This window comes from Pseudomonadales bacterium, assembly GCA_013215025.1.
Classification (GTDB): domain Bacteria; phylum Pseudomonadota; class Gammaproteobacteria; order Pseudomonadales; family DT-91; genus DT-91.
This window is the reverse complement of record JABSRR010000067.1, coordinates 1-11,235: the sequence shown is the minus strand read 5'-3', so window position 1 is coordinate 11,235 and position 11,235 is coordinate 1. Positions and strand designations below refer to the sequence as shown.

Below are 11,235 nucleotides of genomic sequence, written 5' to 3'. Positions count from 1 at the left end.
CAGGTATTGACTCGGTTGATATTGAAGTAGAAACCGAAGACACCGACGAATTCATCAATACGGTCAAACTTATTGCCAATACCTGGGGCGGCATCAATCTTGAAGATATCAAGGCGCCAGAATGTTTTGTTATTGAAAAAGCCCTGATTGAGGCCTGCGAAATTCCGATTTTTCATGATGACCAGCACGGCACTGCAATTGTAACAGCCGCCGGCATGCTGAATGCGCTGGAGATCCAAGGCAAAGATATAGCCACTGCCAAAATCGTCTGCTTAGGCGCAGGTGCCGCCGCGATTGCCTGCATGCGCATCCTAGTGAGCTGTGGCGTGCAGCGCGAAAATATTTTTATGCTCGATCGCATGGGTGTCATTCACCAAGGCCGCGATGGCATCAATGAATATAAAGCTGAATTTGCCAATGCTACCGACAAGCGCACGCTTGAGGACGCCTGTACCGATGCTGATGTATTTGTTGGCTTATCCGGTGCGAATCTATTATCGCCTGAAGTGCTGAATAAAATGGCGCCGAAGCCGATAATTTTTGCCTGTTCAAATCCAGATCCAGAAATTTCACCTGCTTTAGCCCATCAAACCCGCAGCGATTTGATTATGGCGACAGGTCGCTCTGATTATCCTAATCAGGTGAACAATGTACTGGGCTTTCCATTTATCTTCCGCGGCGCCTTAGATGTGCGAGCGAAAACCATCAACGAGGCCATGAAAGTTGCCGCCGTTAATGCGATCAAAGATTTAGCCAAACAGCCGGTGCCGCAGAAAGTATTAGATGCCTGCGATGTCGACAGCCTTAGCTTTGGTCCTGATTACATTATTCCCAAGCCTATGGATGAGCGACTGTTAGGTGCAGTATCTGCCGCCGTTGCCCAAGCTGCAATTGACTCAGGTGTGGCAACGCAGCCTTATCCAAGCCATTACCCGCTGCACTCAACAGACGACTGCTAAAAGCAGTGTTTTGATCGAAAAAAGCCTGCATCTGCAGGCTTTTTTGTTTTGAAAAACGCGGCAGGGCTTTTATTATCAATAAGCTAGCATAGACCGCGAGCAGGCTTGAGCAAAGTCTTGTCTTACTGCGCAGCTTAAAACCGATTTGAGGAGCAATCATGATCAACGGTAACGATGTTGCACACATCATTCAACTTGCCGTAGCGCCGGTATTCTTATTAGCCGGGATTGGTGCGTTCTTAAATGTCATGGCGCATCGATTAGCACGCATTGTTGACCGAAGTCGTGAGCTGCATTCACAGCAGCAATTATCTGTACATGAACAGCAAGAAATCGATATTTTAATGCGCCGAGCTACGTTTACCAATGTCTCTATTAGCTTGTGCACCTTTGCCGCCACGCTGAACTGCTTAGTGGTGATTAGCCTATTTGTTCTGCATTTTACTGCTCATGATGCGCCAGCGTTATTGGCCAGTTTGTTTATTGCCACCTTACTGGCATTGGTGGTTGGATTGCTGTTGCTGCAGGCAGAGATATTCTTAGCCACCAAGTGGCTAAGAATGTCGAATAATAGTTAACGGTTTAGACTGTTTATAAAGCGTCGCCGGCTAGCGCAGCAAATCAGCCTAGCGAGGCAGAAAAGCCGCTGGGCTGCTGAGTAATAGTGCGATCAACTCGTTTTGCGAGTGACAGCCACACTTTTTGAAAATCCGTTTCTTCATCGTGTCGCGCACCGTATGCACTGACATATGCATCATATTGCCAATCGAATTGGTATCGTAACCTTCGACCATCAGCTCACAAATTTCACTTTCACGTTCTGACAGATGGAAAATCTCTCGCAGCGCGTTACGCGACAGGCTGGCCGAGCTGTGCGCATGGTGTAAGAAACAAATTGCGCCCTTCACTACCTCGCCATTCTCGGTGTGTTTAATTAATGGCCGCATCACAAAGGTAATGTTTTGCTCATCAACATGCCAGTGCATGACTTTTTCTTGCGCTGTCTTTAAATTTGACTGATTAAGATCAATCACCAGTTTCGATAATTCGTAGAACAGTTCGTTATTTTTTTCGAGATCACGCAGTACAAATTGATTGCCCTGAACCTGAGCCAGGCCAGACTGCTGCATCCACTGCTCTAGCTGTTTATTGTAAAGCGTAATATCAAAACAATGATTTACCATAAATGACGGTATCGGCAGGCTATCAATAATTGCAGGTACCTCAATAGCCGCCTGCTTGGCACGGCTGTACTGTTGATGGATAAACATCGCCTCTTGCATATGCGGCACTAATAAATTTAAGGCATCAATATCAATCGCTTCAAAACCGCCCTGCGCATCACTGCGCTGTAAAAAAAGGCCCATTCCCAAACCATCAGCCAGTGGGATACGCACCGCTGCGGCGTGCTCGACGCCGCGTCTGGCAGTCCAATCTAGCACAATTTGTGGCGCGATCGCCTTCCACTCGGGAATATCAATACTGGTCGAATAAAACTTGGCTGCTGCCGACGTCATTACCTTAGCAACTAAGGGGTCATGTAAGTAAATATGATCGTTAATAATATCGCCGGCTTCATCGTCACTGCCAAAGTGCCACACTGCCTTCATCTCTAATGATTCAAAATCAGCAATTACGGCAATACAGCTGCGAATATCAAAGTTTTTGCACAGCTCGGCAAGAAAAGGCTGCGGGAAATCATGCTCTAAAGCACAGTGATACAGCATCTGAATCGTATGATTCAGTTTTGGATAGGTTTGATGCAGGCTTCTACCATCTTCATGTGCCTGCAGTGCGGCTGACATAGTGACTCCTTGCTTCGTTCGTGACTCACATTGGGCAAATGTAAGACTGACAAAGACTGTTACAACATATTATTTTTTGCTTATCGCATTATTAGTTTACTGCACATTACTTCTATAAACCGCTGCATGGGCCTCAGCTAAGATTGACAGCGCCACAGACTCAGGAGTGTCGCCACCAATGTCTAGGCCTGCCGGTGATTGCAATGACTGACCCAACCAGTTTAGACGAGATTGATCAACTTGCTCATTACAAAGTGATAATACCCATTCTTTTCTAGCTCTAGGGCCGACCATAGCAAGGTAATCGGGCTGATACTCTGAAAGCATCACCAGCCAGTCAACATCCTTTGCTAAATGGTGCGAAGCTAATACTGCCGCATCTGCTGAGCGAATAAAAGCCGCAAACTCGCTATTTTGCAGGGTTTCTTGCAACGATTTTTTATAAAAAGACACCTTTTTAAAAACTTCATGCATACCGTAATGCAATCTATCGTCCCACACAGCGATCTGCCAGCCTAGCGTCAAAGCCATCGATACCAATGGCACCGTGTCATATCCAGCGCCAATCAACAGCAGTCGCTTGGCCGGGTCAATACGAAATAAGGCAAGTTTTTGCTGATCCTGCTGCGTGACAATACAGCGCTGCTGCATGGAAGCAGGTGCTGCCTGCAGTGATACCGTATCTGGATCGGATAGCGATAATCGTAAACACAGGCTCTGCCCAAGCTTTAATTGCTGATCGGCCTGCCACAAGCACTGATACAGCGACTCACTCAGCGGCATCATCAAAATTTGCACCTGGCCTTGGCAGCCTGATTGAAACTGGGCAAAGGCGTCATCTGGGTCTCGGGTATCAAACTCGGCAATATGCGGCTGGTTGCGAAGCGAGGCTTTATGCGCCTCGCGGACGATAGTTTGCTCTAGGCAACCGCCACTAAGCCCACCAAAGGCCTGCCCATCAGCCGCGACTATTTTAATCGCGCCGGTCTGGCGATAACTATTGCCAGACTTGGAAAACAACAAGGCCATCACGCAGCCAGGCTGATAAGTGGCGTAATGCTGCAAGTAGTCGCGGATAACTTGATAACTATGGTTCGACATGACATCTTGGCAAAAATGCGAGAAATCGCAGGTAATTGCTATTGGCTGAATTTATAATATTGTACGTAATTATGCTATTGCTTAACTGGAATACAAGAATTTTATGGCTGACAAAACCGTCATTAAGCTGAATATAAATGGCCAAGCCATGCAGCTGAATATCGACCCAGAAACCCCGCTATTATGGGCACTTCGCGACCACCTCAAGCTGCGCGGCACGAAATTTGGCTGCGGCCTGGCGCAGTGCGGTGCCTGTACGGTGTTATTAGATGGCAACGCTATACGCTCCTGCGTAATGCCGGTACAGTTTGTGCAAAACCAAGCCATTACCACAATCGAGGGTTTGGCCGCCGATCATCCGATTAAACAAGCCTGGATTGCTGAGCAAGTTCCGCAGTGCGGTTACTGTCAGTCAGGCCAGATGATGTCGGCCTGCAGTTTATTGCGCCAAACGCCGGATGCTGACGAGCAACAAATCAAACAGTTTATGGCTGGCAATATTTGCCGTTGCGGCACATACCCAAAAATCATGCGCGCCATTAAGCGCACGCAACAAGCTATACAATCCGATGGGGTACAAATATTTGAGCCACTGGCGCAATCGGGGAGTGCACCATGAAGCTAAGTCGACGCAAATTTTTGCTGGGCTCGGCGATTGCCGGCAGCGGCTTAGTGCTAGGCTTTAGCCTTAAACCCGAGCCGACTGTGCCTAATCTTAGGCCAGGCAGTTTTCGACCGAATGCCTGGCTGCAAATTATGCCCAACGGCGAGGTGATTTTTCAATGTGACAAAGTGGAAATGGGTCAAGGCGTTGCTACTGGGCTTGCAACCCTGATCGGTGAAGAATTGGATCTCGATCCAGAAGCTCTNACCGTTGAATTTGCCGGCAACCACCCACAGTTTCGCAACAGTGATTTCGCGCTGCAGCTCACCGGCGGCAGCACCAGTATCAAGGTTGGTTGGTATCCGCTGCGTCATGCAGCCGCCAGCGCCAGACAGATGCTATTAACAGCTGCTAGTCAGCAGCTGCAGCTGCCGCAGCAACAGCTTATTACCGACAATGGCTGGGTGATTGACCCTGCCAGTAAGCAAAAGCTCAGCTACGGTGAGTTGGTCAGTAGTGCCAAAACGCTTAGCCCTCCCAAAGACGTCAGTTTAAAACCTAGCGATCAATATCGCTATATTGGCAAACAAAGACGCCGTGTTGATACCGAAGCAAAGATCCATACGGATGCCGTTTTCGGCGTTGACGTAGACCTGCCTGAGCTAAAAACCGCAGTAGTAATTCGCTGCCCTCATTTTGGTGGCTCACTTGAAGCGTGGGATGAAAGCCTGGTAGCAAGTTTTACCGATCTTGTAGGTATAACGCCAATTCACTCGGGGCTGGCAGTGGTAGCCAATGATTATTGGCAGGCTAGACAGGCGGCCAATGCGATTACGCCAAGCATTCGCTGGAACAAAGGCCCATTGGCTGGCACCAGTAACGCCAGCATTGAAGCCGCGCAGTGGCAGATACTCAATCAACAGCAAGAAAGTGGCTTTCATACTGAGCAAACCGAGCACACCCGCAGCCGCCTTGCTGCCGCTGAGCCCACACAGCGCCTTGTTGATGTTGAGTACCAGGTGGGTTATTTTCATCACAGCCCAATGGAGCCGCAAAATGCCACCGCCTATTATGACGCCTCAAGTGGCAAACTAAGCCTGTGGACACCCAGCCAAAGTCCTGACATTTCAAGAGCAGTGGCCAGTCATTTCGCGGCTATCGATCAAGAGCACATCACGGTGCATACCACATTTCTGGGTGGTGGCTTTGGCCGTCGTGGCTATGTTGATTTTTCTGGCGAAGCCGCGGCCATTGCAAAAGCCTTCCCCAATCAAAATATTCGCACCCAGTGGTCACGTGAAGACGACATGCAACATGACTACTACCGCCCTGCAAGTGTGCATCGGCTGTCGGCAGCCTTGGCTGACGATGGTAAGCTTAGCGCGTGGAAGCATGACTTGGTGTCTAACAGTATATTAAATGGCTTTGGTGTGGATATGTTTTCGGCGCTGCTGCCGAGTTGGCTACCATCAAAAATTGCACGCAGCCTTGGGCGAGGCGTATCAAAAGTAGTTTATGACTACGATGTCTCGATGGCCGAAGGTGCCAACCCTGAATACGATGTGGCTGAACGAGAAATTGGTATTAACTTCTATGATAGCGGCATTCCTACTGGCTTTTGGCGTTCGGTAGCTCATAGTTACAACGGCTTTGTCAAAGAAAGCATGATGGATGAGATGGCACATCTTGCCGGTCAAGACCCGCTGCAGTTTCGCTTACAACAACTGAACGGTTCACCTCGGCTGCAGCAATGCCTTGCCAAGGTGCGGCAACTGGCCAATTGGGATCAAAGCAAAGCCGGCGTATTTCTTGGTGTAGCCTGTCACAGCTCGTTCTTATCACATGTTGCGCAAGTGGTTGAATTAGCTGTGGTTGAGCAAAAAGTAAAAATTCAGCATGTATATTGCGTAGCCGATGTTGGCTTAGTGATCAACCCCGAGATTGTCGAAGAGCAACTGGTTGGCGGCATCATCTATGGCTTAACCGCGGCGCTAAAACCGGCTGTAAGCATTGACGATGGTAAAGTGTTGGGCTCTAATTTTCACGATATGCCCGTATTGCGCATGGATGAGTCACCGGACATCAGCGTAGCGCTGATTGACAGCCTGGAAGACCCTACGGGCGTCGGCGAAATCTCAGTGCCGCCCATTGCCGCCGCCCTCAGCAATGCCTTATTTGCCGCCAGTCAAGTTCGCCAGCGCCGACTGCCGCTGAACTTATCGCTGACATGAACGAAGATTGCCTGGCCCTAGTACTTGCGGCAGGCAGCTCATCACGATTCGGCAGCAGCGATAAGCGGCTAGGCCTGTTTTTACAGCAGCCGCTGATCTATCATTGTCTCTGCCAGCTGCAACAAAGCCAGTTGCCCATCGCTGTCGCCCTAGGCGAAGGCGATACCATAGCTGCGCAGCTGCGCAGTGACTTCCCGGATATCTTAGTCCTCGAATTACCGGCGAATGAGGTCAAGCAAGGCATGGGCAGCACGATCGCTGCCGCCATCGGCATGCTGCAACAACAAGGGGATTTATTGTCCCAACAGCCACTGATGATATGTCTTGCCGATATGCCGTTGATTCAAGCCTCGACCTTTCGCCAAATTGCCGATGCGATTCGCCTCAGCCCTTATGCTGCCGTGGTACCGAAACAATACCAGCAAAACCGCTGGGGCCACCCCATTGCGATTAAAGGCGAGTTTATTCGTCAATTCTCGATGCTGTCAGGTGAGCGAGGCGGCAAGTCTTGCCTTCAGCAGTTGCCGACAAGGCTTGAGTTTTTGACCGTTGATGATGAAGGCATTTACTGCGATATCGATACGCCCGCCGCACTGGCTGCTCTCAACGATAAATTCAGGTAAACTAGCGTTCAACTCAGCGAGGCCCTGTTTTGCAACCCCCTAATTCTGACTCTAGTTCTGATTCTAGCCCTGATACTCATTCCGCGAGCAGCCATGATAATCTCCAAATTTCTAAGGCTGGTGGGGCAGAAATCGCCATAGACGCGCTTGAGCTTGATTCGCGCCTTGTGCGGGCATTAAGCGATTTAGGCTATAGCCACTTTACCCCTATCCAACATCAGTGCATCACACCCGCCCTTGCCGGTCGCGATGTTTTAGCCTGTGCCGAAACTGGCAGTGGTAAAACTGCGGCCTACCTGCTGCCGATGCTGCAGCATATGTTACAGCAATCCGCTCCCCGCAGCGCCACACGTGGCTTAGTGCTCGTACCGACACGCGAACTGGCGCTGCAGATTCAACGGGTTTTTTCAAGCTTAGCCAGCTTCACCTATATCAAAGCCGATGTCGTGATTGGTGGAGAAGCTTTCAAACATCAGGTGGCCAAGCTGCGCAAGAACCCAGAGATTTTAATTGCCACGCCTGGTCGTTTAGTTGAGCACCTGGACAAGGGCAGTGCCGAACTGCAGGACCTGGAATATTTAGTGCTCGACGAAGCCGATCAGATGTTAAAGATGGGCTTCAGCGAAGACCTGACAAGAATTGCCTCACTGGCAAAGCCCGAACGGCAAAACCTATTATTTTCGGCCACATTAAAACAAAAAGGCATGCATAGGATTCAAGCCTGGTTTCAGAATCCATTAGCCATTAATCTTGATCAAGCCCGCACCGTTAATCCCGCGATTCAACAGCAGCTTGTTTTTGCCGACGATGATAAGCACAAACAACAGCTGACCTTGGCACTGCTAACACAGCAGCTGCAGCTGTCTGACAAAGCCAGCAGCTTTATATTTTGTAATACCCGTGCTCAATGTCAGCAGCTCGGAAATTTTCTCAGCTATAAAAAATTCAAGATTGGCATTATTCATTCTGAGATAGCGCAGTCTGAGCGCAAGCAGGTAATGCATCAATTTCGTCAAGGCCATCTTCAGGCGTTAGTGGCCACCGATGTAGCGGCAAGGGGCTTAGACATCGATCATGTTGAGCAGGTGATCAACTATAGCGTAGCGCATAGTGGCGATGACCATACCCATCGTATTGGTCGCACCGGCAGGGCAGGACAATCTGGCCTAGCGGTCAGTCTCATTGCGGCTCAGGAATACAATAAATATTCAAGCATTGAACGCTATCTGGGCTGCAAAGCGAAGCGCATCACACTTGATGGCCTGGCAGCTAATTACCAAGGGCCGAAAAAAACAAAGCGCTCTGGTAAAGCTGTCGGCAGCAAGCAGAAAGCTAAGGCCAAAAGTCCTGCCAAAAGCAAAACGAAAGGTAAAAGCTCAGCAAGCACGCAGCAAAAACGTCAGCAGACTGCACGCAATAGCATGGTCACCAGCGGTGATGGCTTTGGCAGTGTGCGACGGCGAAAGTAGTTGTAAATCTACTTAGGAAAGTAGCTAGCAAAAATTATGGCGAACTAACGGTAACCATTGCTAAAGATTGGGCTAGCCTGCTGCAGTTTTACCTGATTGCGCAACATGATCGGCGCGGGCAAAGGTGTAAAGCCTTTACTGGCAATCACCGCCTGCGTGTCGGCGTCGAGCAAATAATCGACATACTGTTTTACCGCAGGCTTATCTAAGGAAAACGGCGCCAGCTGCAGATAATACACTTCGGCGAGCGGATACTGGGAAGAAAATACGGTGTCAGCTCGCGGCATCACCGGCACACCACCCTCGTCATCAATCGCCAGCAAATGCTCACTGTCAACGTCAGCGAGATCGTTCATATTAACATAGCTCAGTGCATTGACCTGCTTCGCCACTTGCTTCAGCGCCGCCGCTTGATCGCTTAATTCATTTGCCGAGATCGCATCCGCACACAGCAGCTCAGCCAGACTTTTATAAATACGAGCGTCGGTCTTATAGCTGTATGCGAGCACGGGTAAATCTTGCTGATCATCATCTAAATCGGTGATACCAAGCTGCGACCAGCTTTCAATCGTTAGCGTGCTACAGCCTGCTGACTGCGGGTAAAAAATCGCGCGAAGCGCATCTAAGGATAACGACGCTAGCGGATTATCAGGATGCTTGACGATAGCGAGTGCATCTGCCGCTATCGTGAGCTCTAATGGCTGCTGGCCATATTTTTGCTGCAGCAGAGTAATCTCTTTATCAGACCACTGACTACTGGTAATACCAATGTCGGCAAAGCCCGATAACATAGCCGCGAGCACATCACTGGTACGATATATGACTGGGGTAAATGCTGCGTCAGGATAGCGATTTTGAAAGTCCTGTACGACAAACTGATATACTTCTTCAGTTTCAATATTGGGCGCCCATACCGCGACAAAAAGCTTTTCTGATGTCGCTTCTGTGTCGGCTGCGATAGACAGCGAACTGACAGCGACACAGATAACGGCAATCCATAATTTCAAACAGTGACGCATTATTTTCTCGCCTTCGCTTTTAACTTGTCTTCCGTGGTAAAGATATTCCACTTCGGTTTATGCGTGTAATCGGGTGAATGCAATAAGGCCACCACACGATGCTCACGATCTGATAAATAATCGCTGACTAAGGGAATCGTCTCGGTAAAGTAGTGGGTATCAATTTTATTTGGCGCAACCCCATTGGCTAACAATACATTGCTCACTGCGTCTGCGCGACGGTGCGCCAAATCAAGATTATAGGCAATCGAGCCCTCAGGGCTGGTATCACCAATCACGGTGATGGCAAAGTCTGGATTTTGTTTAAGCTTTGACGCTAGTAGCTTTAAGCCTTGCTGGCCATCGGGCGTCACTTGGTCACTGTCGAAGGCGAAGTAAAACTGAATATAATCAATTTTCTCTCGAACATCCCAATCGGTACAGCCTTGATTATCAACCTGCACACGCGCAGGCGTTCGACGACAAATATCTCTCGCATTAATCACGCCATCAGCATCGTCATCACTGATATCATCAAATTGATAATGGTCAACCGCTGTATCCGGAATCTCGGTACATGCAGAAATTAGCAGGGCTGCAAGCAAGGCTACATATAGTTTATTCATCAGCGTCGTCCTGCTTCCATTGCTCAGGATAGTCCACTCGTAAGGCATACATCAGCACACCCATGGCGTTAGCCAGGCGATATTCAGACAAGATACGATCATAACGGGTATTCAGATAATTTTGCCGCGCACGGTAGACTTCAATCTTTGCGTCTAACACATCGAGCAAGGTTCGCCTGCCGATCTCGAATTGCTTGCGGTAGCCGTCATCGGTAGCAATGGCAGCATCGACATTCACCTGCAAGATATCCTCTTGCTGACGGAGCAGCGTGGCGGCATTCCAAGATAGCTTGGCCTGTTCAATCACTTGAATCGTAGCCTGATCTTTTATTGCATGTGCTTCCTGAAAGCGCCAGCCAGAGGCTTTAGACGCATTCGTCGTTCTAAGACCATTAAATAAATTGTAGCGCATGTTCAGTGCGATGCTGGAGCCATTGTCCCGGCCGTCAAAACCGCCAATATTGTCGTTTTCATGCACTTCGGCATCGATGCTAATGGTTGGCCAATATTCAGATTTAGACGCGCGAAACTCCTGCTTCACTGCCTCGATATCAGCATTTGCCGACAGCAACTCTGGATGATTGGTCTGTGATTGCTGAATCACTTCTTCCAAAGTGGACGGCAGCAGTGCTTGATCAATAATCGGTGATACCAGATTTTCGCCATTCATACCTACGGTACTGTAAAACTGCGCCTGTAAATCAAATAACTGGCGACGCGCAATTAACAACGCCGACTGTGATGATGAATAACGTGACACCACCTGCGCCAAATCTGCTTTGCTGCTGAGGCCTTTTTGCACCTTGGCCTTTGTTTCAT

General features: G+C 49.2%; 11 protein-coding genes. 6 read left to right on the top strand and 5 right to left on the bottom strand.

The window, feature by feature from the left end; all coding sequences use genetic code 11:
- Both HRU21_06725 and HRU21_06720 read left to right on the top strand, forming a co-directional pair.
- Positions 1-959: malate dehydrogenase (locus HRU21_06725; GenBank protein NRA41989.1), on the top strand; the 959-nt coding region annotated here is incomplete at its 5' end.
- 158 nt (positions 960-1,117) lie between these two features.
- Positions 1,118-1,537 carry a DUF2721 domain-containing protein gene (locus HRU21_06720; protein ID NRA41988.1) on the top strand — a complete coding sequence of 140 codons (420 nt, stop codon included), beginning with the start codon at positions 1,118-1,120 and terminating at the stop codon, positions 1,535-1,537.
- Positions 1,538-1,585: 48 nt separating this feature from the next.
- On the opposite strand, the gene HRU21_06715 is transcribed toward HRU21_06720, so the two are convergent.
- Together HRU21_06715 and HRU21_06710 are read right to left on the bottom strand one after the other, a co-directional pair.
- Complete coding sequence (locus HRU21_06715; protein ID NRA41987.1) at positions 1,586-2,764, bottom strand: helix-turn-helix transcriptional regulator; 1,179 nt, start codon at positions 2,762-2,764, stop codon at positions 1,586-1,588.
- 96 nt (positions 2,765-2,860) lie between these two features.
- Complete coding sequence (locus HRU21_06710; GenBank protein NRA41986.1) at positions 2,861-3,865, bottom strand: XdhC family protein; 1,005 nt, start codon at positions 3,863-3,865, stop codon at positions 2,861-2,863.
- 103 nt (positions 3,866-3,968) lie between these two features.
- Here HRU21_06710 and HRU21_06705 point away from each other — a divergent pair, with 103 nt between their 5' ends.
- From HRU21_06705 to HRU21_06690, 4 genes are all read left to right on the top strand, one after another.
- Complete coding sequence (locus HRU21_06705) at positions 3,969-4,484, top strand: (2Fe-2S)-binding protein (protein NRA41985.1); 516 nt, start codon at positions 3,969-3,971, stop codon at positions 4,482-4,484.
- Positions 4,481-6,700, top strand: a complete 2,220-nt coding sequence (locus tag HRU21_06700) for a xanthine dehydrogenase family protein molybdopterin-binding subunit (protein NRA41984.1) — start codon at positions 4,481-4,483, stop codon at positions 6,698-6,700. The genes HRU21_06705 and HRU21_06700 overlap by 4 nt, the downstream gene beginning before the upstream one ends.
- On the top strand, positions 6,697-7,323 hold the full coding sequence (locus HRU21_06695; protein NRA41983.1) for a nucleotidyltransferase family protein: 627 nt from the start codon (positions 6,697-6,699) through the stop codon (positions 7,321-7,323). The genes HRU21_06700 and HRU21_06695 overlap by 4 nt, the downstream gene beginning before the upstream one ends.
- Positions 7,324-7,454: 131 nt before the next feature.
- Entirely contained in the window at positions 7,455-8,792 is a 1,338-nt protein-coding gene (locus HRU21_06690) for a DEAD/DEAH box helicase (GenBank protein ID NRA41982.1), read from the top strand.
- Between the two features lie 44 nt (positions 8,793-8,836).
- Here HRU21_06690 and HRU21_06685 read toward each other — a convergent pair whose 3' ends face one another.
- From HRU21_06685 to HRU21_06675, 3 genes are all read right to left on the bottom strand, one after another.
- Positions 8,837-9,799 carry a substrate-binding domain-containing protein gene (locus tag HRU21_06685; protein ID NRA41981.1) on the bottom strand — a complete coding sequence of 321 codons (963 nt, stop codon included), beginning with the start codon at positions 9,797-9,799 and terminating at the stop codon, positions 8,837-8,839.
- An 11-nt stretch (positions 9,800-9,810) separates the two neighbouring features.
- Positions 9,811-10,416, bottom strand: coding sequence for an OmpA family protein (locus tag HRU21_06680; protein NRA41980.1), 606 nt, complete (start codon positions 10,414-10,416; stop codon positions 9,811-9,813).
- Positions 10,409-11,235: TolC family protein (locus HRU21_06675; GenBank protein NRA41979.1), on the bottom strand; the 827-nt coding region annotated here is incomplete at its 5' end. The genes HRU21_06680 and HRU21_06675, both read right to left, overlap by 8 nt.

What these genes read in the sequence shown, in the direction of transcription:
- HRU21_06720 (NRA41988.1), top strand. Translation starts at nt 1,118, where the DNA reads ATGATCAACGGTAACGATGTTGCACACATCATTCAACTTGCCGTAGCG.
- HRU21_06715 (NRA41987.1), bottom strand. Translation starts at nt 2,764, where the DNA reads ATGTCAGCCGCACTGCAGGCACATGAAGATGGTAGAAGCCTGCATCAA.
- HRU21_06710 (NRA41986.1), bottom strand. Translation starts at nt 3,865, where the DNA reads ATGTCGAACCATAGTTATCAAGTTATCCGCGACTACTTGCAGCATTAC.
- HRU21_06705 (NRA41985.1), top strand. Translation starts at nt 3,969, where the DNA reads ATGGCTGACAAAACCGTCATTAAGCTGAATATAAATGGCCAAGCCATG.
- HRU21_06695 (NRA41983.1), top strand. Translation starts at nt 6,697, where the DNA reads ATGAACGAAGATTGCCTGGCCCTAGTACTTGCGGCAGGCAGCTCATCA.
- HRU21_06680 (NRA41980.1), bottom strand. Translation starts at nt 10,416, where the DNA reads ATGAATAAACTATATGTAGCCTTGCTTGCAGCCCTGCTAATTTCTGCA.